Origin of the sequence: Akkermansia sp. RCC_12PD, assembly GCF_036417355.1 — a bacterium.
Classification (GTDB): domain Bacteria; phylum Verrucomicrobiota; class Verrucomicrobiia; order Verrucomicrobiales; family Akkermansiaceae; genus Akkermansia.
Genome location: NZ_CP143889.1, coordinates 2,450,627 through 2,477,206, shown reverse-complemented (window position 1 = coordinate 2,477,206; position 26,580 = coordinate 2,450,627). Strand labels below are relative to the sequence as shown.

The window sequence follows — 26,580 nt, the reverse complement described above, 5'->3', positions numbered from 1 at the left end:
AAAAGCTCAGCGCCCGGCCGGAGGATTGAGGGCTTCCTTGTAAGGAATCTTCAGGAAGTTTAAAGCGCCCCTGCCCTCATACAGGACGCCGATGTGGTTTTTATCCACAGGCGCCAGGCAGGAGTACCCCCAGCAACCGCGCTCGTCGTACAGGAGCCATTTGTCTTCCGGCCAGGAGGAAGCGTCATCCGCAGAGGCCTTGAGCGTCATATGGGAACGGCCCGATGTCGTATTCGGATTGGAAAACAGAACCAGTCTGCCCGCTCCGGGCACGGCGTCCACGGCAAGGATGCTGCCCTGGCAGACGGGCTCCCTGAGCTGGGCAGTACGGCTGGTGGGATGTTTTTCCCAAGTCTTGCCCAGATCCTTCGTCACTCCCACCACGCGGGAACCGCCCCAGTTGCAGCGGGCATTGATCATGACGGAGCCATCTTTCAGTTCAATAACCTGCGCTTCCGTGGTCTGCTGACTGACACCCGTACCGCAGTGCCAGGTCTTGCCCTGGTCTTGGGAATAAACGATCGTGGACCACGGCACTCCCTTGCCATCCCAGTACTGGGCGGCAAAAACGAGGGTGCCGTCCTTCATGCAGATGCCGTTTCCGGGTCCGTTGAACAGAATCCGCCATCCTTTGTCTTTGGTCTGTTCCGTAATGTTGACGGGCTTGGACCAGGTGAGGCCGTCGTCGTCGCTGCTGGCGAGTACCAGCTGGCCGCAGGTTTCCGGGGAATTGCCCCCTGACTTGCTGCCCCAGATGGAATGCCTGTAGCTCCAGATGGCGGCCACCCACACGCGGCCGTTTTTTTCATCCAGCAGAATGGAGGGGTCTCCCACGCCCTTGGCGTCTTTCCTGGCTGGGTCTATTTTGGAATCGTCCACGGCAATTTTCACATCGGACCAGGTGCGCCCCCCATCCGTGGAACGGCTCACGCCTACGTCGATATTGGCCGGAAGGTCGCCGGAATGGTTATAGCGGATATCGTAAACCGCCAGGAGGGTCCCTTTTTTCGTCCGTACCAAGCCGGGAATGCGGTAGAATTTGGAGTTAAAATCCCCGGGCCTCACCACAGCCACGCCAATTCGCTGCGCCACAGGGATGGCATCCGCCACTTTCATCAGTTTGTTGCCAGCCACGACGCTGGCAGGGCGCACAACCACCTTGCCGTCCAGGGAGGCTCCGTCCTTCATCGTGACACACACCCACATGTGGTTGTCGCCGGGTTCCAGTTCCAAGCGGCCCCTGACGGAAATCCGGGGCTTCATGCCGCCGGAAACACGGACCGTACCCAGAACCTGGGCCGGGTCTCCAGGGAATGTAGCCGCTCCCTCAGGGATTTCCGGTTTTTCCCCGCCGCGCAGCACCGTCACGGATTCAATGTCCGCCAGCCTGTCCGTGCCGGAGAAATCCAGATTAACGGCATTCAGGGAAACGGGATTCAGGCATCCTTCCGTTTTCACGTTCACGGAAAGAACGGGATTGTCCGGGATGCGCTTCATCACGGGAGCCACCGGGGCGGACATTTCCACGCGAGGGTCCACTTTCATGGGAATGGAAGGGACAATGAACAGGTCGTCCAGCTTCAATCCTTTGTTTTCCGGAGCCGTCAGCTTGAAAACCAGGGAACGGGTGCCTGCAGGAACGCGCGTTTCAATCTTTGTCTTAAACCCGCCCGTCCTGATATTTTTGCCGTCATAGATTTCCTTTTCTCCCTGGGGGCCAACCGCCGTGATGGAAAATTCAAAAGGGGCCTGCCCCGTCCAGCGTTCCGCCCAGGCGGAAAGCCGCACTTCCGTGGAGGGTATGTCCTTCAAGTCCAGTTTGAGTTCGGCATCTTTCCCGCCGAACATCCGTAATGAAGAATTTCCGGATTTTCCGGTTCCCCCGATTTCCGCCACTCCATCCGCACAGGACAGGGGACCGTATTTGGTCTGCAGGCTGGTGAACGTGCCACGTTTGGCTTGTTCAAAGCTTTCCGTACCCAGGGCAGCAGTCATGGACATTCCCAGCGCGCACAGCAGGGAGAGTACTGTCAAGTTGTTCAAAGGTAAACGCATGGTGTAAATATGGTGTGTAACGGTAACTACGCGATGGACGCATCATTCTTATCCGTCCATCGTGCCATTACCAGCGTGGTTCCTAGCACACCCCGCATTTTCAAGTCCAGCCCGGCCCGCTTTTCTGCAAAAAGACCAGAAGTCACTCTTTCTTCTCCCTGCCGGACGGAGAAAGAGGCTGTATGGAAATCACGGGCCGCTCCGGGAAGGAACTGGAATCCTTGTGCATATAATAATGGGACCAGTGCAGAACAACCTTGTCACCCGGTTTGAACGCGGCAATCTGCTTCAGGATGGAGGCATCCTGGAGAATGGGCTTGTGATCCGGATTTACGTCAACCATCAGCTTTTCCTGCTTCTCATCGCCATATTTGCCCGGCTTCCGGTAATCCAGGTACTTGATGATCCGGAAGGTGGCGAAGTCCTTGGGATGGGCGCATTTGTCCGGGCACAGGGAAGTCCTGAACATGCACTTTCTGTGAATGATGCCCGTGAACTCGGCTTCCGCCACATGGTCGGAAAGCAATTCCCCGGAAGGAAGCGGCGCCTCCGGCGTATCGGAGGTAGACGGAGGAACGGCCACAGAATTTTCCACGGCATGGGAGACCAGCCCACCAATCAGAAAAAGGCCAAAGACGGGAACATACTTAATCATGCGTCCATGCTTAAACACCCCTCCAACGAGAGTCAAGCAGAAGGCCCGCCTTCTCCCGCATGCGTCCGGATAAATTTCCGCATGGGACAGGCAGAAGAGCAGCTTCAAGATCTGGAGAAAGACTCCGCCCTGTATGTCCGGCTCTCCAAACAAACAGGACGGCGTTTAATGATCAGTTCCCGGCAATGCAGCCTTCACAGGAAAGTTCCTCAGTATTCTTGAAATCAGAAGGAGCAATGAAGGAGGAACGATGTTCATTGAGCCAGAGAAGGGCTTCTTTCTGGGCTTGCCGGCTCCACAGGCTTTTCCAGTCTTTCTTGTGGGTAAGGAGGCAGTACCAGACATAGGCAACCCTTCCTGTCCATAGGATAAGCTCTATTTTCTCCTTGAATGAAGAACACACAAAACCGCCGTTTTCCGACTGGTCAGTCATGGCATCCCTGGCAGATTGAAGCAAGACGGCCCCGTGCTTCTCCGGATCAAAGACGTTTTCAGATAATTCCTGAATCATGAAATTCTCCTCATACCCGTCCGGGCCGACACCGTCAACGTTCAGTTTCCCGGCTTCCATTTCTTCCAGAGCTTCTGACAGAAGAGACCGATCCCCATCCCCGACACGAGCATCCAGAGGGATGACCGGCTGTTTGTAGTGCAAGTGGTAGGGCTCTCCGGCCTCTTCATAACATTCCGCTACAAATTGAGAACAAAATGCCGTAGGATGGCTGCCCTCCAGCAAAGAGCGCAATGCCTGATAGGTAGACGCCAGCAGGCATATTGCGGCCCCGGCCGTCTCGCGGTCCCAGCGGAACCGGCAATATTTGGAGGTAACCAGAAGCAGCCCCAGCAAATAAATGCCGCCATACGGGAGTTTTTGCTGCAAGTATTTCCTGCCTGTTTCAACAACCGGGTCCAGCGAAGGGAGAGCCCTGTTTCTGTAAACATGGATGGTACGCCCGGCAAACCTTTCCCGGGCCGGATTTTCCAGGACAGGATGTTCTCCGGTGGCTTCGAGCAGGGTCTGTTTTTCCTCATCGGCATAAAGGGCGGCATGGCTTACATCCGAATTTGTCAGCAGCCCGATCAGGGAAGAGATTATGTCCCCTTGCAGCACGGAGAAAAGGAGGACATCCCCCTTTCTCAGTTCATTGATTGATAGTTCAGTCTTCATGGCACATCATGCTGTTTCCGGATCAGAAGTCCCCAATCACGGCTTTTTTCTCCTCTACATGGCGCGTGTAATGCTCTACGGATGGCATCGACTTGACATATTGTACATCATCCCCTCCATCGATTTTCATCTTATTGTCCTTGAACATGTTGAATATTTCCTTTGCTTCCTCAATCATTTCCTTCATCTGTTTGGGATTATCTCCAAACGCCTTGTTCAGAATGCCCGCATAGGCCGCCAGGAATGTGTTGAAGTCCATTTTACTGACATCCACAGCGGATTTGTAGGCCGTGTATGATATGGCGTTTGTCAGGATGGAGGTTAAATAACCGGTTGCCTTCATATTCCGGCCCCAGCAACTGATATCGTACCGTATTAAAGCGGGATATTCCACGACCACATAGTATGTTTCCACGATCTTCTCCGTTCCCTCTCCTGCCCCCAGAATGGCGTCAATCCCGGTAGAAATGATGGAGCCCACTGCATCCGCAATTTGTCCATTCCCATTGAATAACTGTTTGAAGGCGTCGGTCACCTTGGTCACAATGTTACCAGAGCCTTCCTTGTAAACGGCTCTGGACTCCAATTGCTTGGCCAGGACTTTCGTGATAGGTACTGTCAGATCGTCGCTGATTTTTCCATCCTTCAAGCTGGCTTCGATTCGCTGCTGGAATATTTCCGTTTGAGATTTTGCAAGAGAAATGAGGATATCCAGTTGCTCCTGAACTTCTTTCCTCTCTTCCTGCACCTTGTTTTTGGCTTCGCTTAATTTTCCCATAACATTATTTTGTTTAATTGTTTAAATAGATGATAATTCCAATGTTTCACCTATTATGGTATGAAAAAATCAGAAATAATCAACAATTAATTTAAAAAATAGATATATTTTTCTAACAAAATGAATAAATTCAAAATCCACGGCAGACTCTCCCTGTCCATTTCTGTTCGCTCTCCCTCTTCCGTTTCCAAGGTTCCGGACATACCTCTAGCGACAGGCCCCACTTTCCCGAAAATCGTAGTTCCTGTTCCGCCGGCATTCCTGCATCTGTTTCCTGCCGTGATGGCGGTGTAGAAAGAACCCATTCCTGAATTTCACGTTTGATAGGGAAGCGTATCTCGTGCATGCGCACTACGGAACAGCTCAAAACGTGATTATTTTTTCATAGTTAGCTGCATATGGATATTTTCAGGCACGCGCTCATATGGATGGAAGAAAAATCGGATTCCCAACTTCTTCCCTGTTTCCAGATTGACGCATCGATATTCGTGTGAGAGATTAGAAAAAGCATATGGACACAAATCGTACCTCTACCGTGCCGATCGTACCCAAGCAGTACCGGCTGCCATTTTTCATGCTGGTCTCCTGCTTCGCCCTGTGGGGGTTGTTGAACAATATGACGGACAATCTGGTCCCTGCTTTCAGCAAAATTTTCATGATCAACGCCTCCGAGTCAGCCGGGGTGCAGATTTCCTTCTATGGGGCATATGCGGTGCTGGCGATTTTCGCCTCCATCCTGCTGGAAGAATTTTCCTACAAGGCGGGCGTGCTGATTGGACTGGGGTTCTACATGATAGGCGCCCTCTGCTATATTCCTGCCGCCATAGGCCAGAGCTTTGACATTTACCTAATGGCTATTTTCGTACTGGCGGGCGGCCTCTCCATCCTGGAAACCACCTGCAACCCCTTCGTGCTGTCCATGGGGTCACAGGAAACGAGCGTACGCCGCCTCAACTTCGCCCAGGCTTTCAACCCCATCGGCTCCCTGACGGGTATTTTCCTGGCAAAATACTTCATTCTGTCCCACCTGAACGATGCGGACATGGACACCCGCAAGGCCATGGACCCGGAACAGCTCAACGCCATCGTGAGCGACGAACTTTTCTGGGTATGCGTGCCTTACGTTGGCCTCGTCGCCATTGCGGCCGTCATTTGGTTCTTCTTCTGCCGCTACAAGTCCGACGACTCAACCGTACCCACGCAGGAAAACACGCGGCCGCTTTCCTCCAAACTGGGCCGCCTGGGCCTCTGCATCGCCTTCATTCTGGTTCCCTTCCTGTTCCAGTATTATTCCAGCTTTGAATTCAGCATGGTGCAGCAGATCCTGATCATGATGATCGGCCCCATCGCCTTCCTGATCATCATGCCGGATTACCGCTGCCAGCTCGTGAAGCTCATCAGGCTTCCCCGCTATACCTGCGGCGTAGTCGCCCAATTCTTCTATGTGGGCGTGCAAATCGCCGTCTGGACGTGGACAATCAAGTACATCATGTCCGTCTTCCCCGGCATGCAGGAAGCAGCCGCCTCCAACTATTACATCTTTTCCATCATCCTCTTTATCGCCTGCCGCGCCATCACCACGGCCCTGATGAAGAAATTCAACCCGGCCAACATGATGGCCCTCTTCGCCGTCGCCGGCATTCTCTGCTGCCTGGGAACCATGTACCTGCCCAAAGAATTCTCCGTCTGGACTCTGGTTGCCATTTCCGGCTGCATGTCCCTGATGTTTCCGACCATCTACGGCATCGCGCTGCGCGGCCTGGGGTCGGAAGTCAAGCTGGGCGCGGCCGGCCTGATCATGGCCATTCTGGGCGGCGCAGTCATCACCCCGTACATGGGCGCCTGCATTGACAATACCACGGTGAAAAACCAGGTGGCCTATTTTGAATCCATCGACCGTCCCTTGATCGCCCAGGTGGAAGCCGCTGACTCCAGAAAATCCATCTCCGGCTCCATGCTCACCCTCTACAAAATGTCGGAAGCAAACGCCGCAGCAGGAGGGGAACAGGCCAAAACCGCCGCCAAGTTCGAGAAGAACCTGCAAACCTTCCAGTCCCTGCCTTCCCTGACCGGAGCCGCCTTCAGTGAAGCCGCCAAAACGCTGCCCGGCTGTTCCGGCCTCACGCCCGCAGAACTTTCCCTGTTCAAGGACAACCTGAATCGGCTGCCCGCCGCTGCCAGTCGGGAACAGCAGATCCAGCAGTTTTCCCTGATTCCGGCCCTGACCACGCTCCCCGCCTCCCGGCCCGACGTCCTGAACGATCTGATCTACCATCCCCTGGACATGAAGCAGTTCCAGACGGCCCAGGAAAACTTCGTGGAAAAAGCCGTGCGGTCATCTTTCTTTATTCCCATCATCTGCTTTGCCGTGGTACTAATTTACGGCTTCTTCTTCCGGAACATCCATCTGAAGAAGGAGGATGAAGAAGAGTCCATTCCGGCATAATCCCTGCACATCACATACGCAAGATATGAAAACAATACTCCCCACCATAGGAATCCGTCCCACGATCGACGGGCGCCGCCTCGGCGTCCGCGAATCTCTGGAAGACCAGACCATGAACATGGCCAAGGCCGCCGCCGCCCTTATTGAAGCCAATGTCCGCCACGCCTCCGGCGATCCCGTCAAATGCGTGATCGCAGACACCTGCATCGGCGGCCCCGCGGAAGCCGCCGCCTGTGCGGACAAGTTCAAGGCCAACAACGTAGGGGTCTCCCTGGCTGTAACGCCCTGCTGGTGCTACGGCAGTGAAACTTTCGACATGGACCCCTTCACGCCCAAGGCCATCTGGGGCTTCAACGGAACGGAGCGACCCGGCGCCGTTTACCTGGCCGCCGCCCTGGCGGGCCTGAACCAAAAGGGGTTCCCCGCCTTTTCCATTTACGGCAAGGACGTGCAGGATGCGGGAGACACCTCCATTCCGGATGACGTGGCGGAAAAGATACTCCGCTTCGCCCGTGCCGGTCTGGCTGTGGCGACACTCCGCGGCAAGGGCTATCTTTCCATCGGCGGTTGTTCCATGGGCATCGCCGGCTCCATCGTGGACCAGTCCTTCTGGGAAAATTACCTGGGCATCCGCGTACAGGCCGTGGACATGACGGAAGTGCGCCGCCGCATGGACCAGAAGATTTACGACCAAGAGGAATTCGACATCGCCATGAAATGGGCGGACTCCGTCTTCAAGTTTGCGGAAGACAAGAACCGCCCGGACCTGAAGCTGGATGAGAACGGCCGCCGCAAAACCTTCAAGGAAAGCGTGCTGATGGCCATGATCTTCCGCGACATGATGCAGGGCAACCCCAAACTCAAAAAGATTGACCGGGAAGAAGAATCCCTGGGTTACCAGGCCATTGCCGGCGGCTTCCAGGGCCAGCGCCACTGGACGGACTTTTACCCGAACGGGGACATCGCGGAAACCCTGCTCAACTCCACCTTTGACTGGAACGGCCCGCGCGCGCCGATGCCCTTCGCCACGGAAAACGACTCCCTGAACGGAGCGTGCCTCCTGTTCGGCTACCTGCTCACCGGCCAAGCGAACGTCTTTGCGGACGTGCGCACCTACTGGAGCCCGGAAGCCGTAAAGCGCGTCACTGGCTATAAGCTGGAAGGCAAAGCCAAGGACGGCATCATCCACCTCATCAACTCCGGCTCCGCCGCGCTGGACGGCTGCATGGCCTGCACGGACAAGGACGGCAACCCCGTCATGAAGAAGCACTGGGACGTCACCCAGGAGGATGCGGACAAGATGATGAGCCAGGCCACCTGGTGCCCGGCCAACCGGGAATACTTCCGCGGCGGCGGCTACTCCGTCCACTACGTCACCAAGGGCGGCGCGCCCGTCACCATGATGCGCCTGAACATCGTCAAGGGCCTGGGCCCCGTCCTCATTGTGGCGGAAGGCTGGTCCGTGGACCTGCCCGACAAGGTGCACAAGACGCTGGACGAACGGACCGATCCAGGCTGGCCCACCACCTGGTTCGCCCCACGCCTTACCGGCAAGGGCGCCTTCACGGACGTGTACAGTGTCATGGCCAATATGGGCGCCAACCACGGAGCTTTCACGTACGGCCACATCGGCGCGGATATCCTGACGCTGGCCTCCATGCTGCGCATCCCCGTATACGCCCACAACATCCCGGACGACCAAATCTACCGTCCCTCCGCCTGGGGCCTCCACGGCACCGCGGACCCGGAAGGCGCCGACTTCCGCGCCTGCGCCAACTACGGCCCGCTGTACGGCAAATATTAGCGGCTGACCTTTTCATCAGGGGAAGAAATTCTTCCCCTGATGACGTTCAGCGTTAATATCAAAGACTAAATACGAATGATTAAAGACTAAAAGATGAACGAAAGTGCCGCTCATGAAAAAAGTTTTGCCTTTTCCATTCGTATCGTTTCCTTATGCCGCCATCTTCGCAAGCAACGGTGCGAACAGGCACTGATCCAGCAAATTCTACGCTCCGGAACAAGCATCGGGGCCAATCTTGCGGAAGCCTCCTATGCCGTCAGCAAAAAAGACTTCTTCTCCAAAGTACACATTTCACTAAAAGAATGTTCGGAGACTTGGTATTGGCTCCGCCTTCTGCATGCAACTTCCTGCCTGACGGACCAGCAATTTGAAAGTTTAAAACAGGATTGCCTGGAATTAATGCGGCTATTGGCCGCTACGACAAAAACGCTTGCCGGGCAAAATCTCTGAACAGTTTCCCTTTAGTATCTAATCTTCAATATTTAGTATTTCTCTATGTACTCCCTCTGTTTGGACTGCGGCGCGACGAATGTGCGCGCGATGGTTGTGGACGAAAAAGGCGTTATTGTGGGGAAGGCCTCACAACCCAACGCCACGCTGCCGGGCCAGGAAAACCCGGATTTCCATGTATGGAACGCCGACCGGATTTTCAACCAGCTTTCCGAATGCGCCGTCCAGGCGCTCCAGGGCCTGCCTGCCGAGCAGGTGAAGGCGGTGACAATCACCACCTTCGGCGTGGACGGCGCGCTGACGGATGCGGAAGGCAACCTTCTTTATCCCGTCATTTCCTGGAAATGCCCCCGCACGGCGGACGTCATGAAGCACATCGGCAAATATATTTCCCAGGAAGAGCTCAACCGGATTTCCGGTGTGGGAGCCTTTGCCTTCAATACCATTTACAAGCTCATCTGGATCAAGGAAAACCGTCCGGACCTGCTGGAAAAGGCCCATGCGTGGCTCTTCATCTCCAACATTCTGGCCTGCAAACTCACCGGCATCATGGCGACGGACCGCACGATGGCCGGCACGTCCCAGCTTACGGATATGGAAACGGGTGATTTTTCCACGTTTATCCTGGACCACCTCGGCCTGAGCCGCGATCTTTTCCCGCCCATAGTTGATGCGGGGGAAACCATCGGCCTTGTCACACCGGAAGCAGCTGCGGACATGGGAATTCCTGCCTTGGCGGGCGTTCCCGTCATCTCCGCGGGACATGATACCCAGTTCGCCATCTTCGGTTCCGGAGCGGACAGGAACCAGCCGGTCCTTTCCTCCGGAACCTGGGAAATCCTGATGGTGCGCTCCACCCAGGCGCGCCTGACTCCGGAAGATTATGCGGATGGAGCTACGGCGGAGTTCGACGCGGAGCCCGGACTGCTCAACCCCGGCCTGCAATGGCTCGGCTCCGGCATCATTGAATGGGTGAAATCCACCTGCTTCCTGGGAGAGACATATGACGTCATGGATGCGGAGGCGGAATTGATCCCGCCCGGCTGCGACGGAGTCACCATGGTGCCGGACTTCCTGGCCTCCGGAGACAGCAAGGGCTCCATCAACGGCCTGGTACTGGGCAGGACGCGCGCCCACATCTACCGCGCTGCCATGGAAGCCCTCTCCTGGCGCCTGAAATCCCGCCTGGCCCGCCTGGAATCCGTGGGCGGCTTCAAGAGCGGCTTCCTCATCCTGGTAGGAGGTGGAGCCAGAAACAACATCTGGACGCAGATGCGCGCAGACATTCTCCAAATTCCGGTGAAAGTCTCGGAAGTTTCGGAAAGCACCGTTCTGGGCGCATCCATGTTTGCCTTTGCCGGAGCCGGAGTGTACTCTACGCCCGAGCAGGCCAGGGACGCCTTCGGCATCACGTACCGGACATTCCTGCCCGGACCCCAGAAGGCAGCCTACGAAAAGCTCAACCATTAACACGCAACTAATATGTCAGAAGACTGGTCAATCTCCCCGCCCCTCCCGGACAAGGTATTCCCGTGGGAAAAGTACAATCCCGTCACGAAGGAGGAAGTGGACGCGTTTTTCAATTCCCCTGAAATCCTGGTGATCAAGGAACGCATGTGCGACATGGGCCGCCGCCTGTGGAACCGCGAATATGTGGACGGAAACGGCGGCAACATCTCCGTGCGTGTGGCGCAGAACCTCGTGCTGTGTTCCCCCACTCTGTGCTCCAAGGGATTCATGAAGGTGGAGGACATCTGCCTGGTTGACATGGAAGGACGCCAAAAAGCGGGCATCCGCCCCTCTACCAGCGAGGTGAAGACGCACATTGCCATGATGAAATCCGTGGGTGTCAACTCCTGCATCCACGCCCATCCACCGCACTGCAACGCCTTCCTGTTCGCCGGCCAGGTTCCCCCCTCCGGCATCAATCCGGAAGCGGACATTTTCCTGGGGCATATCCCGCTGGCCCCTTACGGAACGCCCGGCTCCCCGGAAACGGCCCAGGCCGTTGCGGAGGTATCCAAACAATCCACCGTCGTATTCATGGAAAACCACGGCGTCATCGCCGGAGGGCGCCACGTGGAGGAAGCGGAATGGTTCATGGAAAACGCGGATGCCTACTGCCGCATGGTCCTGCTGGCCGGACTGCACAAGGCCCCCCTGAACCAGGTGGGACCGGAAGGCGTGGCGGACTTCCTCGCCATCCGCAAGGCAATCGGGTATGCCGTTCCGGAAGGACAGCCCCTGTACAATACGGAAACCTATGCTGGTTACAAGCTGGGCAAATCCGGCAAATAAAAAACTCTTCCAGCGGGACGGCAGAAATCCTGCCGCCCCGTTTTTTCCCACCCCCCCTGCATGAAAATATGATTGCTGCCACTTCCATTATCATCGGATTTTTCCTGATTAATCCCATCATCGTTACACAGGATTCACTCTCCCTTCAGTACACTAGAGGCGCAGAAGACGGCTGCCAGGGGAAAACTTCCCTGAGCGTCACCTGGAAGGCGGAAAAGAAGGGAAAAGAAAATAAAGCTGCCTGGGAAACCGCCTGTTCTTATCCGGATGCCGCTTCCTGGTACATGCCGGTCGCCCGAACCCATACGATCTTCCTCGAATCCGGTGAAAAGAGGGTAAAAGAGATCTCCTTTATCTGGGAAAAACCTTCATCCCAAAAAGAGGGAGATGATGTAGGGACTTCGATCAGACCGAAATACGTCTCCATGGGAGGAGGCGACAGGGAACTGGAATTCGACTGGGTCGTGCAACCCTTCTCTCCGGGCAAGGACGATTTTAAATAAAGCCCCGCTACTCAGGAACAGCCCAGAAATGGAAACATCCATGAAGGAAGGGGCTTTTCCCGGAAGCCCTCCGTCTTCCCGTCCGGAAAAGTGAACAAACGGAAGCGCACTGTTTCCCTTCCCTGCCAGCCTCCTGTGGAATCGGTCATGCCCACCGCACCTTTTTGCACCTCAATCCCACGTTTTAATCTCCTGCCCACGGGTTCCGTTCAAGGTTCCGCGCGAGACGGGTTCAACTGTATTCAGCATTAGTCATTCCTGACTAAAAAACTTTCCGCTGCGGCATTCTCCTATCTCTTCCAGCAAAACCGACAGAGGTTCTCCCGCCCTAAAAATTCTGAGTCCGGACTCCGGCAGGGGAAAGAAAAGTATCTAGCCATTACTGCAAATGATGCTGTAGAGCAACAGGATCAAATCTTTCCTCATGGACCAGAAAATTATCCAGCCGCCACAGGCTGCTTTAGCTTATTCATGCATTCCATCGGAAAAACTGAGTGATTCCTTTCATTCCGTTAACACAGTCGGAAAAGTCTATTCCGAACGATAAATTCCTTGGAAGGAAGAAGCAAATACGGATTTGATATCCGGCAATGATTTCATTTTGTTGTTACTTATTTTTTTTTAGTGATTAATAAAAATTATAGATTATGTGAAAATACTGAAATACAAGCGAATTCCTTGTTTAAATTTTCAAAAACCACTATTTATCAAACATATCTATTGACAACGGATATCAAATCCGACACATTTATTTTCGTTCAAGGAAGAAACCATTTTTATGAAGAAGATTTTATCGCTGTTCATGGCAATGATGGCCGTTTCCGCCTCTCAGGCGGCTACCGTATTACACCCCGACTTCAATTACAACGGTTACTGGGTTTACGTCTGGAATGGGGGCGAGAATGGAAATTGGTCAGAAAACAACTGGGGTGTCCTTAAAAATTCATCCCAGAGCAGTCTTCAATCAGGAGACGGTTACAAGCCCATCAATCAGGACCCCGGCTTTATTGGGTATGACTTTTCCGTGGAAGGCGGAAAACAGACGTTCACCAGCAACCAGACAGCTATTACCGTTACAGCCGGAAACGATCTGAAAAGTTGTGCATCAGGTATCTATTTGGGAGACTATGTCACCCTTAATGCCACCGAATGGGGAGATTACGGAGCATTTTCCATGCATCTCGGAACCAACACTCAAGTGAATTTCAATTTTGACATGGGTGTTGCGGACGGAACAGTTTTCGACTTCGGACAGATGACCGGAAACAGCCTGGTTACTATTGGAACGGCATGGCTTGGAGATAAAACAACCATTCTGAAGGGCAGTTACACTCTAGCCGGGCTGACTGCTTCCATTGACATGCTACATGTCGGCTTCGGAGACGGTTCCATTTCCAACTTTGACGGTTCCCAATTACATGTAATGGATTCCGACGGCAATACGCTTACTTACGCCCAGGATGCAAGCAACCTCAAGGAAGGCGAATTCGGCCTGCAATACAATGATGGAAATGTTCAACTGGTAGCCATGGCCGTCCCGGAACCCGCAACCGCCGTCATGGGGCTGTTTGGACTCGGCACGCTGTTGATGCGCCGCAGACGGTTCTGACGGACAATTCGTTTTGTCGCATCAATTCCAAAGGCGGGAGATTTCCCGCCTTTTTTACTTGCCTGGACTCGCCAGGGGCTGCTCCACGGATAGATGAATGCCTCTTCCCGCATTTAAACCATTCACGCGGAACAGACTATCCGAATAGTTCCGAGTTATTGACGGCGGCGCCTCATCAGCAATCCACCCACGCACGCGAAACCCAGCAGAGAAACGGAAGGTTCTGGAACGGCCTGGGAGCCCGTCACGTATTCCACATACAGCTTCTTGCCGTCGGCGTCATAAACCAGCTTGTACTTGCCCAAGTCCTCTCTGGTGGCGGTCAGCTCTGCAGACTGGTCATAAAGGGTCGAAACTTCCCCGGATTCAAAGCTCACCTGAAAATTGGAAAAATCAAATGACAAGGCATCTCCATTGGTCCCGAAGGTCATCAAATCCCTGCGCTGGATAGAGAATTCTCCTCCTCCCAGAATATTCAGGGAACCGTTCAAATTGAAGTGGGCGCTTGACGAATTGTTGAAATTGGCCTGGTACACTACGGAACCTTCCAGGCCCAGATTAAACGTAAGAGGCTGGCGGCCCACCTCTGGAGCGCCGTTTTTATAGTCCCCCCACACATTGTTTGTGAAAATCAGACCGTCCGCGGAGCCTATGGTGAAGGTGGACCCCCAGAATTTCGCATCGTTGGTCGTCACCGTCAGGGTACTCCCCTCCGCGATATTGATATTCATGCCGTAGAATGTATTGCTGCCTCCGTTGCTCCCTATCTTGACGTTGATATTTCCGCCGGAGCCGATGTACATGGTATCTCCCGTAGCAGGTTTTGATGCAGAAGCGGGGCCGTCAGGAGAATCCCTTTTCCAATTCCCGGCCGTTTCCCACCAGCCATCATTGGAACCGGAATAATACAGGGAGGCTCCCAGGGAGAAGGATGCCGTACTGCACAGAACAACTATCAGGGACAGAACAGTTTTCATACGCGGTTAATGTAACGAATTCCGAATCCGCGTTTTTGATCGGTCGTCCACCCTCTTTATAATTCCAAGACAGTCATGAACAAGGGAGAATATCGAAAAAAGACCATAATTTAATAAGATCAAGCATTATCAATGCTTTATAAAAATAAAACATTTATTGTCAATAAATTCCATTGCCAACGGATTCGGAATCCCCTATTCGTGCAAAAACAAATCAAAACCTTCAAATTGTTCCTGAAGATTTGCTGACGGGAAACGGTCTTCAAACGGCGGTAGCCACGTATCCGCCGGGTATTCCTCCCGGACATGGGAAATCCACATGCGGGACATGAGCGGCATCATCAGGGAAAAGATTTCCGCACCGCCGATGACCATGACTTCCGGGTCCATCAGGGACAGACGCTCCAGTTCCTCCACGGAGTGAATGACGTCCACTCCTTCCGCCGTCCAGAACGGATCGCGGGTCAGCACAATGTTCTGCCGTCCGGGGAGCGGCCTGCCGATGCTTTCATAGGTTTTGCGTCCCATCAGAACGGGATGCCCCGTGGTGAGGCGCTTGAAGGTTTTGAGGTCGTCCGGCAGATGCCAGGGCAGCGCGCCCCGGTAGCCGATGCCGCGGTCGGACGCCATGGCGACCACTCCTGTGTAAGTGACGGGCTGTGACATGATGATCAGGGAATGAGATGAGCGGAATTATACGGAAATGGGGGCCTTGATATGCGGCAGGGGATCATACCCGATAAGTTCGAAATCCTCGTAATGGAATCCATCAATGGTCCTGACATCCGGATTGAGCTTCATCACCGGAAGCGGGCGCGGCATGCGGGACAATTGTTCCCGTGCCTGGTCCAGATGGTTGCGGTACAGGTGCAGGTCCCCGAAGGTATGGATGAATTCCCTGGCCTCATAGCCGCACACCTGGGCTGTCATGAGCAGCAGCAGGGCATAGGAGGCAATGTTGAACGGAACTCCCAGGAAGAGGTCCGCGCTGCGCTGGTAGAGCTGGAGGGAAAGGCCGTTCCTTTCCTCTCCCGGCTGCGCGGGAATTACACAAAACTGAAAGAGGGAATGGCACGGCGGCAGGGCCATGTCATCCACCAGGGCCACGTTCCAGGCACTGACGATGTGGCGCCGAGACCACGGATTATTCTTGAGGCCGTCAATCAGTCTGGCAATCTGGTCAATGGGCTTGCCGTCGTTCCCCGGCCAGCAGCGCCATTGCGCGCCGTACACGGGGCCAAGCTCGCCGTTTTCATCAGCCCATTCGTCCCAGATACTGACGCCGTTGTCTTTCAGAAACTTGATGTTGGTTTCACCTTTCAGGAACCAGAGCAGTTCGTAAATGATGGAGCGCAGGTGGAGCTTCTTGGTGGTCAGGCACGGAAAACCGTCGCGCAGGTCATATCTGCTCTGTCTGCCGAACACGCCGATAGTGCCCGTTCCAGTCCGGTCCTCCCGCCCCACCCCATGGGTCAAAACGTCGTCCAAAAGTTCCAAATACTGCTTCATTTCCGTAATTTGCGCTTTTCTCAGCCCTTGGCCCGTGATAATACGAGCATGCGCCACTTTAGTACCATCTCCAGCACCAAAAGCCAGCCTTTTCACTATTTCCCGTCCCTGTATTTTCTTCCGTTACGCGTTCCATGATTTCCATGCTCATACCTGACGAGCCATATTTGGGATTCGCCGCCCTCTGCCACATAGCCGGGGCATTCTGCCTGATTCCGGCGCTGCTCCACACACGCACGCCCCAGGGTACCATCGCGTGGCTGATTTCCCTGCTGGCCTTTCCCTACATCGCCGTGCCCTTTTATCTCATTCTGGGACGGCGCACCTTCAGCGGCTATGTGGAAACGCGGCGGAGACAGACGGATTCCGAGTCCCCGTGGGGAGAGCTGACGGACAAGATCACGAACTGCATGAAGCCATACGCCATACGCACAGCGGACACGGCGGGGGAAATCATGCAGACGCTGGGGGACATCGTGCGGCTGCCCGTGTGCAGGGGCAATTCCTGCCATCTCCTGATCGATGCGGACAATGCCTTCCCCCGCATTTACGATGCCATCAAGAAGGCGGAGCGTTACATCCTGATCGAGTTTTTCATCATCAAGAACGATTCGGTGGGCCAAAACCTGAAAAAACTGCTGATCGAGCGGGCGCGGGACGGCATCAACATTTATATGCTGTATGATGAAATAGGCTCTCACAAGCTGCCGCCCGGCTATATTTCCGCCCTGCGGAAGGAGGGGGTGAACATTGAGCCGTTCAATGGAAAGCGTCACTTCCTGAGCAACGTTCTGCGCCTGAACTTCCGGAATCACCGGAAGCTGGTCGTCGTGGACGGCTCCACCGCTTTCATTGGCGGCATGAACATCGGCCGGGAGTATCTGGGAAAGGGGGCGCTGGGATACTGGAGAGACACCTTCATCCAGCTCCACGGCCCCTCCGTCCAGCAGACCCAGATCAGCTTTCTGGAAGACTGGAACTGGGCCACCATGCTGAAATCCAACCCGTCCACCTTCCCCCGCCTGTGCTGGGAGATTACACCCCAGCCGGAGGATAAAACGGTGCTGGTGCTGCCCTCCGGCCCGGCGGACGTGATTCCCGCATGGAAGACCACCATCATTGCCCTGGCAAACCGGGCCACGCACCGCCTGTGGATTTCCACGCCCTATTTCGTCCCGGACGAAGGAGTGATGTCTGCCCTCCAGGCGGCCGCCCTGCGGAACGTGGACGTGCGCATCCTGCGCCCGGAACGGGCGGACCATATTCTGGTGAAGCTTTCCTCCTTCACCTTCCTTCGGGACCTGGATACCTACGGCATCCAGCTTTGGGCTTATAAAAAAGGCTTCCTGCACCAGAAGGTGATCCTGATGGACGACGACATCGCCACCGTGGGAACGGCCAACCTGGACAACCGCTCCCTGGCCCTGAACTTCGAACTCACCGCCATTGTCCGCGATTCCGGTGTCTGCGCGGAGATAAAGGCCATGCTGGAAAAAGACTTTTACTCATCCGTCAGGGAATCCCTGGAGGATTACAACAAAAAATCGCTGGGGTTCAAAATGCTATGCAACCTTGCCAGGTTGATGGCTCCTGTTCAATAATTGAGTTTTATTAGAATAATTCTAAATTCCATTCATGTAAGCTTGACCTCCTCAAACTCATATGAGACAATTTTTTTCAAGAAGCCACCTCCTTCAATTTTTAACGATCGTTAAATAAAATATGAATCCTGTTACATTCAACTGTACCGTTCTGCGCGACGGGCACCAATCCCTGGCGGCCACCCGCATGAAGACGGAAGACATGCTGCCCGTCGCCCCCATTCTGGACTCCATGGGCTTCAGCGCCCTGGAAACCTGGGGCGGCGCCACTATCGACGCCGGACTGCGCTTTTTGAAAGAGTGGCCCTTTGACCGCCTGGACGCCCTGAAAAAGGCCGCGCCCAAGACGCCGCACATGATGCTCCTGCGCGGCCAGAACATCGTGGGCTATACCAATTATGCGGACGACGTGGTGGAAGCCTTCGTCGCCATGAGCGCCAAGCACGGCATGAACATCTTCCGCATTTTCGACTGCGTGAACGATCCGCGCAACATGGAAACCTCCATCCGCGCCGCCAAAAAGGCCGGAGCACAGGCCCACGGCACCATCTGCTACACTACCTCCCCCGTGCACACTACGCAAAGCTTCGTGGACATGGGCCGGGAACTGGCTGACATGGGGGCGGACGCCATCGTCATCAAGGACATGGCCGGCCTCATCCCCCCCTATGTGACCCATGAACTGGTCAGCGCCCTGAAGAAGGACCTGAACATTCCCGTCTGGATTCACACGCATGACACCGCCGGCCTAGGTGCCTCCACCTACCTCAGCGCGATTGACGCCGGGGTGGACGCGTGCGACGTCTCCATCTCCCCCTTCGCCAACGGCACGGGTCAGCCGGACTGCCTGCGCATGCTCGCCCTGCTGAACGGCAATCCCCGCAAGCCGGATTACGACACGGACAAGCTCATTGAAGTTTCCGAAATGCTCAAGCCCGTTTACGACGGCCTGGGCAAGTTCACTTCCCACCGCAATGAAGTGGTGGACTCCGACACGCTCCGCTACCAGGTACCCGGCGGCATGCTTTCCAACTTCCGCACCCAGCTCAAGGAACAGGGCATGGAAGACAAGTTTGAAGAAGTGTTCGCGGAAATCCCCGTGGTCCGCAAGGCCCTGGGCTGGATTCCGCTGGTGACCCCCACCTCCCAGATTGTGGGCGTGCAGTCCATGCTGAACGTGAAGTTCGGCCGCTGGAAGAATATTACTCCCCAGGCGGCGGACATCGCCCTGGGCTACTACGGCCGCACCCCGGCCCCCGTGGACCCGGAAGTGCAGAAGCTCTGCGCGGAAAAGATGGGCAAGGAACCGATCACCTGCCGTCCGGCGGACCTGATCAAGCCCGGCATGGAAGACCTGCGCAGGAAGCTTGCGGAAAAGGGACTCCCCACGGACGACGAACACTGCGTGATTTACGCCATGTTCCCGCAACAGGTGGAAGATTTCTACAAGAAGCCGGAACCGAAGGAAGAAGTCCCCGTGCAGGTGAACACCGCTCCAGCCTCCGCTCCCGCGTCTGCCGCTCCGTCCATGACCATCATCGACAACGGCATCACCGCCCAGGTGAGCGGACCTTCCGGCTCCCGTGACCTGACTATCGTCATCAACGGCCAGGCCCACTCCGTTAAGGTCGAACGCGTCGGTTAAGGACGGAACAAATACTTTATTAATCAATTCACAGGCTGTTCCGGAAATCCGGAACAGCCTGTTTTTTACAGACTTCTTTTCTGGTAAAAACTCCTTGAGCACCGGAAGAAAAACCCCGGAATGCGCCCCCCGGATCACCAGAGAATCCCCGCTATAAGAAAACAAAGAAAGAAGGTGAAAATATGCATTCCCGTGAATGGCTATTCCAACAATCGGGAAAGGAAAGCGCCCGCTTCTCCGGGTTAAAAGCCTCCCCGGTTCAAGAGACATTTTCCCCGTGCAGCACTTTCAACATGCCGGAGGGGATTTATTCCCTCTCTCATGTTTTTGAAGGTAAGAGACCAGGAATCAGCATCATTCCCGGCGGCAATGCGCCTTCGGACAAATACCGGGGTGCTGCATGGCACGTATTCCATTGTTCCTGTCCACAGAAAGCTGGATCAAATGGAAACGGCGTGGGAATTTCCTCCCCGCACGCCGCCGTCACAAGACCGGAAGCTTAACTTTCCCTGACCTCCACCATGTTGATTTTGGGAACGATCAGGCTGAAGATGATGAAGGCGGCCAGATAGGCGCATCCGCACACGATGAAGATGATGTCATAGCCGTGGGAAGGATTGCCCAGCGCTACGAAGTGGGACAACGTGAAGCCCACCGCCGTCTGAAACAGCACGCTGCCGATCTGCCCCGCCATGCCGGAAAGGCCGGTGATGGATGCCACATCCGACTTCGGGAACATGTCGGAACCCAGCGTGTACACGCTGGCGGACCACGCCTGGTGTGCGCCTCCCGCCAGCCCCAGCACCGCCACGATGGTCCACATGTCAAAGTACTGGACGAAGATCACCGGAACCACGCAGCACGCAAAGATGAGCATGGAGATTTTCCTGACCTTGTTCAGGCTCCATCCACGGTTTGCCAGGAACTTGGTCAGGGTGCCGCCCAAAATGCTCAGTACGGTCACCAGGGCGTAAATGACGATCAGCGGCAGGGCGGATTCCTTGATGTTATAGCCAAAGTGCTTGCTGAAGAAATCCGGGAGCCAGAAGAGGAAGAACCACCAGATGGGATCCGTCAGGAAGCGCACGAGGATGAGGCTCCAGGACTGCCTGTAAGCCAGCAATTTCCTCCACGGAATGGAGGCCCTGGCTTCCTCCTTTTCCGCCTGCGCCAGGGCGGCGGATTCCTCCGCCAGCTTCACGCGCGGGTTCTTCGGCATGCGGAGCCAGAATATCACCCAGATAAAACCGAGAACGCCCGCGGCAATGAAAGCGGACTGCCAGCCCCACGCGGCGGCAATGAACGGGATGGTGGCCGGAGCCACCAGCGCCCCCACGTTCGCGCCGGAATTGAACAGGGTGGTGGCGAACACGCGCTCTCCGGAGGAGAACCAGTTGGTCACCGTCTTGATGCTCGCCGGGAAGTTGCCGCCTTCCCCCAGCCCCAAGATAACGCGGCTGAGGCCCATGGATTTGACGCCTACGGCAAAGGCATGGGAAAGCGCGCCCACGCTCCACCAGATGATGGAAATGGCAAAACCCATCCGCGCGCCGTATTTGTCGATAATCCACCCGAACATGGTGAGGCCCACCGCGTAGGAAGCCTGGAAGATGGACATGATCATGCCGTACTGGGCGTCCGTCCAGCCCAGTTCTTGGTCCAGAATGGGTTTCAGGATGGAGAGAATCTGGCGGTCCAGGTAGTTGATCGTCGTCGCCGCAAAGAGCATGAAGAGAATCATCCACCGGAATGAGTCCTGCCTTGGTTGTTCCTGGAGCATGGGTAAAGCGCAGTTGGTTGTTAAAGGGCGTCTGCCTTCAAGGCTTTCAGGGCTTCCCGCGTGCGCCTGCCTATTTCCTCCCAGTCTCCGGCCTCAATGAGAGGAGATTCGCAAATCCAGGAACCGCCGCAGGCGGCCACTTCCGGGATTTCCAGCCAGGAGCCGATGTTGCCCGCGTTGATGCCGCCCGTGGGCATGATGCGCACGCCCGTATGGCGGAACGCGGCCAGCAGGGATTTAAGCATCCTGACGCCGCCCGCGGCCTCCGCCGGGAAAAACTTCTGGAACAGGCAGCCCAGGGAAAGGGCCTGGCTCATTTCCGAGGCGGTGGAGACGCCCGGCACAAACAGGAAATCCATCCCCGCGGCGGCTTTCACCACCTGCGGATCAAAGCCGGGAGCCACGCCAAAGGAGGCTCCCGCCCGGCAGGCGGCCTGCACCTGTTCCGGCGTCAGGAGGGTTCCCGCGCCCACCAGCATTCCGGGGACTTCCCGGGAAATGCGGGCAATGGCTTCCGCGGCGGCGGGCGTTCTGAACGTGATTTCCATGCAGGCGCAGCCGTTGTCCAGCAGCGCTTTGGCAAGGGGTACGGCCTTGTCCGCGTCATGGATGACGACGACGGGGACAAGCCTGATGGCGGATAATTTTTCCAGCAGTGTCTTCATGATTTAAAAGTTGAAATATTGTTTGGCGTTCCTGTAGGAGATGTCCGCCGCCATGGAGCCTACCATCTCCATGTCGTCCGGAACCAGGCCCTGCGCCATGTCACGCCCCAGGACGCGGCAGAGGATGCGGCGGAAGTATTCATGCCGCGTGTAGCTCAGCAGGCTGCGGCTGTCCGTCAGCATGCCCACAAAACGGGAGAGCATGCCGAGCTGGCTGAGGGTTTCCAGATGGCGGGTCATGCCGTCCATCTGGTCCAGGAACCACCAGGCGGCCCCGTACTGCATTTTTCCAGCCGTGACGCCGTCCTGGAAACTGCCGCAGAGCACGGCCAGAGCGGCGTTGTCCCGCGGATTAAGGTTGTACAGGATGGTTCGCGGCAACGTTCCCTGTTGAGCGGAACGGTCCAGCAGACGGCCCAGCGGGGCCATGTACGTGAAATCCGCTATGGCGTCAAAGCCCGTATCCGGCCCCAGGTCCCGCAGGGCGGCTCCGTTCGGGTTCCTGAGCGCGCCCACATGAAGCTGGCGCACCCAGTTTTTCGCGGAATCCAGCTCCGCGAAGTAGTCCATCAGGTAGTTGGAGAAACGGGCCGCATCCCCGGAGGCGATGTCACCGCCCCGGAGAGCGGAGGCGAACAGGGCGGCGGCTTCCTCTCCGGACAAGCTTTCCTCGTCAAACGCTTCAAGTGAGTGGTCCGAGAGCTTGCAGCCGTGACGGGCAAAAAAGTCATGCCGGGAGGCGAGCGCTTCCCTGAAAGCGGCCAAATCACGGATTTCCATGCCGGATGCCTGTTCCAGGCGCGCCACCCACTCCCGCCACGCACTGCCCTGGTGGACGGCGCGCGCCTTGTCCGGGCGGAAGGTGGGGAGCAGTTTGACGGAATCCCCGGAAAAGGCATGCCTCCGGTGGGCGGACAGGTCGTCGCAGGGGTCGTCCGTGGTGCAGACGGTCTCCACGTTCATCCTTTTCAGGATATCCAGCGCGCCCATTCCTCCGGACTGAAGCATGGAGGAGGTTTTTTTCCCAGACCTCATCCGCCGTTTCCGGACTGAACAGAATGCCGGAAATGCCGAAGGGGCGGCGCAGTTCCAGATGCGTCCAGTGGTACAGCGGATTGCGCAGCAGGCGCGGCACCGTAGCCGCCCAGGCGTCATACTTTTCCCGGTCCGGAGCGTCTCCGGAACAGAGGCGTTCCGGAATGCCGTTTGTCCTCATGGCGCGCCATTTGTAATGGTCCCCGTCCAGCCAGAGCTGGGCGATGTTGGAGAACTGGCGGTTGTCCGCAATGGCGGCGGGATCCAGGTGGGAATGGTAGTCGATGATCGGCTGTCCTTCCGCGTACTCATGAAAAAGCGTCCTGGCCTGGGGAGTGTCCAGCAGGAAATCGTCGTTGATGAACATGGCGGCAAACGTTGGCGGTTATACTCCGGAATAGGCCAGAAAGCCCCCGTCCACGGGAATGATGACGCCCGTGACGAAGGAAGCGGAGGGAGAGACCAGGAAGCGGAGCACCCCGCAGAGGTCCTCCGGTTCACCGAAACGGTGCATGGGCGTCTTGGCAAGCACTTTGCGGCCGCGCGGCGTGGGGGTTGCCCCGTCCTTTTCCATCATCAGGAAGCGGTTCTGCTCCGTGATGAAGAACCCGGGGGCAATCGCGTTCACGCGGACGCCCAGCGGGGCCAGATGCGTGGCGAGCCACTTGGTAAAATTGTCCACCGCGGCCTTGGCGGCTCCGTACGCGCCCACCTTGGTCAGAGGCTGGAAGGCAGCCATGGAAGAGATGTTGACGATGCACCCGCCGGAGGCGGCCAGCAGCTCCCCGAACACCTGGGAAGGCAGAATGGTGCCGATCATGTTGAGGCGGTTCACGTACTCAAAGCCCTCCATGTCCATGCCGAAGAAGCCTTGATCCGCCGGAGTGTCCGGCATGCATTGCTCCGCCGGGCTGGTTCCGCGCGGATCATTGCCGCCCGCGCCGTTCACCAGGATGTCCAGCCTTCCCCATTCTTCCTTCACGCGGGAACAGGCCTGTTCCAGAGCAGCCTTGTCCAGCACGTCCGCAGCCAGCACCAGCGTCCGGTCCAGACCTTCCTCCGCCAGCTTCCGCTGGAGGTCTTCCAGCTTGGAGCGAGTACGGCCCAGGAGAGCCACGCTGGCCCCGGCCTTCAGCAGGTCACGGGCCATCACGGAACAGAGGACGCCCGCGGCCCCGGTCACGACAGCGGTCTTTCCCGCCAGCGGGCGGAAGGACTGGAGCCCCAGCGCCAGGCCGCGCAGTTCCGCCAGGCCGATCACGCGGCCGCCGTAGGAATACCCGGCATAGCAGTGCTTCTCCAGATCAATGTCCATCAGCTTCCCGTGGTCCGGGCGCACCGGAATGCGCCACTCCGGCCATCCCGCGGCCTTGCGGCGGGCTTCCTCGTCCAGCAGGCACTGCATGGCATAGGCCATGTCCGTATGGCCGCAAAGGTGGGAACCGGATTCCCGGAAGCTTTCATGGTCCGCGTCAAACACCGTATTGCGGAAATGGGCGAAATACACCCTGTCCGCAAACTCCTCCATCAGCAGGTGCGGCGCATTGGAATAAAGGCCGCCCAGAGAGCCGGTGCAGAGCGTGAAGCCGGAATGCATGGAGGGGACCTCCCGCACCAGTTGGCGCATGTCCTCCTCATCACTCATGATGCGGGGAAGGCCGAAGATGGGGCGCGGCGGGTCATCCGGATGAATGGCCATGCGGATGCCCGTTTCCTCGCACACGGGCATGATTTCATTCAGAAAGTCATACAGGTTCCGGCGCAATTGTGCATCGTCAATGCCCTCGTAGCGTTTGAGCATCTCCCTGAACTGCTCCGGCGTCAGGTCATCCACCGTGCCGGGCAGCCCCAGCAGGATGGAATCCGCCAGCGCCTTGCGGGCGTCTCCGTCCATGGACTGGAAAAGTTCACGGGCGCGCGCCGCCGTTTCCGGCGCGTAATCGTCCGCAGCCCCCGCCCTTTCCAGAATAAACAGGTCGAACGCGGCTACGCGGACGGCGTCATACTTTAAAACGCTGCTGCCGTCCTCCAGCGGAAAAGCCAGGTCGGAACGCGTCCAGTCCAGCACGGGCATGAAATTGTAGCACACCACTTTCACGCCTCCTGCGGCCAGGTTGCGGAGGCTCTGCTTGTAAACCTCCAGATAATGCTTCCAGTTCCCCGAACGCGTTTTGATGTCTTCATGGACGGCAATGCTTTCCGCCACCACCCATTTCATCCCGGCCTCTTCAACCATCCGCGCGCGTCCGGCCACGGCCTCCCGCGTCCAGAGTTCCCCGCACTTCACTTCATGCAGGGCCGTCACGATGCCCGCGGCTCCGGCCTGACGGATGTCCCTCAACGTCACAGGATCACTTGGACCGTACCATCTCCAGCTTTCAATCATGTCAGAAAGAGTTAAAGGGTTAACGGTCCACGCGGGCGGTTCCGCCTTTCATCACTTTTTCCACTTCCGCCAGCGTGGCCGTGGAGGTATCCCCCGGAGTGGTCATGGCCAGCGCGCCGTGGGCGCAGCCGCAGTTCACGGCGTACTGGGGCCCCTTGCCGGACAGCAGGCCGTAAATCAGGCCGGAGGCAAAGGAATCCCCGCCGCCCACGCGGTCCAGGATTTCCAGGTTCGGAAAGGAAATGGAATCATAAAATTCGCCGTCGTAATACAGCATGGCCGCCCAGTCGTTCAGCGTGGCCGTTCGGGCCACGCGCAGCGTAGTAGCCGCGGCCTTGAAGCCGAACTCCTTGACGGCGCGGCGGATCATCCGGCGGTAGGAGTCATGGTCAATGCGGGAAAAATCCTCCGTGCTCCCTTCAATGGAAAGTCCCAGGGACGCCTGGAAATCCTCTTCATTGCCGATCATCACGTCCACAAAGGGGGCGATGGCCCGGTTCACCTCCTGCGCACGGGCCTGCCCTCCGATGCTCTTCCAGAGGGAGGGGCGGTAATTCAAGTCATAGGAAACGATGGACCCGTGCCTGCGGGCGGCCTGCACGGCTTCCAGCACCACGGCGCTGGTCGTTTCCGAAAGGCCCGCGTAAATGCCGCCTGTATGGAACCAGCGCACGCCGTCCCTGCCGAACAGGGCGTCCCAGTCCACCTCCCCGGGTTTCATCTGGCAGGCGGCGCTCAGACCGCGGTCGGAACAGCCCACGGCGGCGCGCACGCCATAGCCGCGCTCCGTAAAGTTCAGGCCCACGCGACAATCGCGGCCAATGCCGTCAAACGGCTTCCACGCCACGTAATCCATGTCCAGGCCACCCTGGAGCATGCAGTCTTCCAGCAAGCGCCCCACCGGGTTGTCGCAAATGGCAGTGACAATGGCGCCGCGCATCCTGAAGCAGCGCCTTAGCCCGCGGGCCACGTTGTACTCCCCTCCGCCCTCGCACACGCGGAAGGAACGGGTGGTATGAATGCGCCCTTCTCCGGGGTCCAGCCTCAGCATCACTTCACCCAGGGAGGCAATGTCCCAGCGGCATTCCTGTTCTGATTTAATAGTTAAAGACATATAAAAGCATCAAATAGTACGATTCTGTTTAGTATAAAAGAACTGTTTTTCTCCACAAGGGAAAACGACGGAAAAAGACCAGATGTATAGTAAAGTCTTGAT

20 protein-coding genes and 3 pseudogenes are annotated in these 26,580 nt (G+C 56.6%); 9 read left to right on the top strand and 14 right to left on the bottom strand.

The window, feature by feature from the left end:
• Positions 1–6 precede the first annotated feature (6 nt).
• From V3C20_RS10520 to V3C20_RS10500, 5 genes are all read right to left on the bottom strand, one after another.
• A complete protein-coding gene (locus tag V3C20_RS10520; RefSeq protein ID WP_130083719.1) occupies positions 7–2,055 on the bottom strand; it encodes a sialidase family protein in 2,049 nt (682 codons plus the stop codon).
• Between the two features lie 142 nt (positions 2,056–2,197).
• On the bottom strand, positions 2,198–2,710 hold the full coding sequence (locus tag V3C20_RS10515; RefSeq protein ID WP_130083720.1) for a hypothetical protein: 513 nt from the start codon (positions 2,708–2,710) through the stop codon (positions 2,198–2,200).
• 172 nt (positions 2,711–2,882) lie between these two features.
• Positions 2,883–3,878 (bottom strand): hypothetical protein, encoded by a 996-nt coding sequence (locus V3C20_RS10510; RefSeq protein ID WP_130083721.1) that lies wholly within the window; start codon positions 3,876–3,878, stop codon positions 2,883–2,885.
• Positions 3,879–3,900: 22 nt separating this feature from the next.
• Entirely contained in the window at positions 3,901–4,656 is a 756-nt protein-coding gene (locus tag V3C20_RS10505) for a hypothetical protein (RefSeq protein ID WP_130083722.1), read from the bottom strand.
• An 86-nt stretch (positions 4,657–4,742) separates the two neighbouring features.
• A complete protein-coding gene (locus V3C20_RS10500) occupies positions 4,743–4,961 on the bottom strand; it encodes a hypothetical protein (protein ID WP_130083723.1) in 219 nt (72 codons plus the stop codon).
• Positions 4,962–5,167: 206 nt separating this feature from the next.
• On the opposite strand from V3C20_RS10500, the pseudogene V3C20_RS10495 reads away from it, so the two are divergent.
• From V3C20_RS10495 to V3C20_RS10465, 7 genes and pseudogenes are all read left to right on the top strand, one after another.
• Positions 5,168–6,508, top strand: a pseudogene (locus V3C20_RS10495) (sugar MFS transporter); the annotation flags it as partial.
• A gap of 619 nt (positions 6,509–7,127) precedes the next feature.
• On the top strand, positions 7,128–8,906 hold the full coding sequence (locus tag V3C20_RS10490; protein ID WP_130083725.1) for an L-fucose isomerase: 1,779 nt from the start codon (positions 7,128–7,130) through the stop codon (positions 8,904–8,906).
• A gap of 93 nt (positions 8,907–8,999) precedes the next feature.
• Positions 9,000–9,356, top strand: coding sequence for a four helix bundle protein (locus V3C20_RS10485; RefSeq protein ID WP_130083726.1), 357 nt, complete (start codon positions 9,000–9,002; stop codon positions 9,354–9,356).
• Between the two features lie 45 nt (positions 9,357–9,401).
• The gene (fucK, locus tag V3C20_RS10480) at positions 9,402–10,826 is read left to right on the top strand and encodes an L-fuculokinase (RefSeq protein ID WP_130083727.1); all 1,425 of its coding nucleotides are present in this window, start codon (positions 9,402–9,404) and stop codon (positions 10,824–10,826) included.
• A 12-nt stretch (positions 10,827–10,838) separates the two neighbouring features.
• Positions 10,839–11,654 (top strand): class II aldolase/adducin family protein, encoded by an 816-nt coding sequence (locus V3C20_RS10475; protein ID WP_130083728.1) that lies wholly within the window; start codon positions 10,839–10,841, stop codon positions 11,652–11,654.
• A gap of 68 nt (positions 11,655–11,722) precedes the next feature.
• Complete coding sequence (locus tag V3C20_RS10470) at positions 11,723–12,157, top strand: hypothetical protein (RefSeq protein WP_130083729.1); 435 nt, start codon at positions 11,723–11,725, stop codon at positions 12,155–12,157.
• A 778-nt stretch (positions 12,158–12,935) separates the two neighbouring features.
• Positions 12,936–13,766 carry a PEP-CTERM sorting domain-containing protein gene (locus tag V3C20_RS10465; RefSeq protein WP_130083730.1) on the top strand — a complete coding sequence of 277 codons (831 nt, stop codon included), beginning with the start codon at positions 12,936–12,938 and terminating at the stop codon, positions 13,764–13,766.
• Positions 13,767–13,921: 155 nt separating this feature from the next.
• Here the strand turns inward: V3C20_RS10465 and V3C20_RS10460 are convergent, their stop codons facing one another.
• From V3C20_RS10460 to V3C20_RS10450, 3 genes are all read right to left on the bottom strand, one after another.
• Positions 13,922–14,743 carry a hypothetical protein gene (locus tag V3C20_RS10460; RefSeq protein WP_130083731.1) on the bottom strand — a complete coding sequence of 274 codons (822 nt, stop codon included), beginning with the start codon at positions 14,741–14,743 and terminating at the stop codon, positions 13,922–13,924.
• Positions 14,744–14,938: 195 nt separating this feature from the next.
• Positions 14,939–15,409, bottom strand: a complete 471-nt coding sequence (locus V3C20_RS10455) for a dihydrofolate reductase (RefSeq protein ID WP_130083732.1) — start codon at positions 15,407–15,409, stop codon at positions 14,939–14,941.
• Between the two features lie 27 nt (positions 15,410–15,436).
• Positions 15,437–16,252 carry a thymidylate synthase gene (locus tag V3C20_RS10450; RefSeq protein ID WP_130083733.1) on the bottom strand — a complete coding sequence of 272 codons (816 nt, stop codon included), beginning with the start codon at positions 16,250–16,252 and terminating at the stop codon, positions 15,437–15,439.
• A gap of 143 nt (positions 16,253–16,395) precedes the next feature.
• On the opposite strand from V3C20_RS10450, the gene cls reads away from it, so the two are divergent.
• Together cls and V3C20_RS10440 are read left to right on the top strand one after the other, a co-directional pair.
• Complete coding sequence (gene cls, locus V3C20_RS10445; protein WP_161981277.1) at positions 16,396–17,853, top strand: cardiolipin synthase; 1,458 nt, start codon at positions 16,396–16,398, stop codon at positions 17,851–17,853.
• A gap of 121 nt (positions 17,854–17,974) precedes the next feature.
• Entirely contained in the window at positions 17,975–19,498 is a 1,524-nt protein-coding gene (locus V3C20_RS10440; protein WP_130083735.1) for a pyruvate carboxylase subunit B, read from the top strand.
• Positions 19,499–19,997: 499 nt separating this feature from the next.
• Here the strand turns inward: V3C20_RS10440 and V3C20_RS10435 are convergent, their stop codons facing one another.
• The 6 genes and pseudogenes from V3C20_RS10435 to V3C20_RS10410 all read right to left on the bottom strand — a co-directional run bounded on the left by V3C20_RS10435 (position 19,998) and on the right by V3C20_RS10410 (position 26,478).
• Positions 19,998–21,278, bottom strand: a complete 1,281-nt coding sequence (locus V3C20_RS10435; protein WP_130083736.1) for an MFS transporter — start codon at positions 21,276–21,278, stop codon at positions 19,998–20,000.
• Positions 21,279–21,298: 20 nt separating this feature from the next.
• On the bottom strand, positions 21,299–21,943 hold the full coding sequence (gene eda, locus V3C20_RS10430) for a bifunctional 4-hydroxy-2-oxoglutarate aldolase/2-dehydro-3-deoxy-phosphogluconate aldolase (RefSeq protein ID WP_130083737.1): 645 nt from the start codon (positions 21,941–21,943) through the stop codon (positions 21,299–21,301).
• Positions 21,944–21,946: 3 nt separating this feature from the next.
• A pseudogene (gene uxaC, locus V3C20_RS10425) lies at positions 21,947–23,345 on the bottom strand (glucuronate isomerase).
• 18 nt (positions 23,346–23,363) lie between these two features.
• A complete protein-coding gene (locus V3C20_RS13475) occupies positions 23,364–24,182 on the bottom strand; it encodes an SDR family oxidoreductase (protein ID WP_343160558.1) in 819 nt (272 codons plus the stop codon).
• Between the two features lie 12 nt (positions 24,183–24,194).
• A pseudogene (gene uxuA, locus V3C20_RS13470) lies at positions 24,195–25,364 on the bottom strand (mannonate dehydratase); the annotation flags it as partial.
• 19 nt (positions 25,365–25,383) lie between these two features.
• Positions 25,384–26,478, bottom strand: a complete 1,095-nt coding sequence (locus tag V3C20_RS10410; RefSeq protein WP_130083740.1) for a sugar kinase — start codon at positions 26,476–26,478, stop codon at positions 25,384–25,386.
• Positions 26,479–26,580 lie beyond the last annotated feature (102 nt).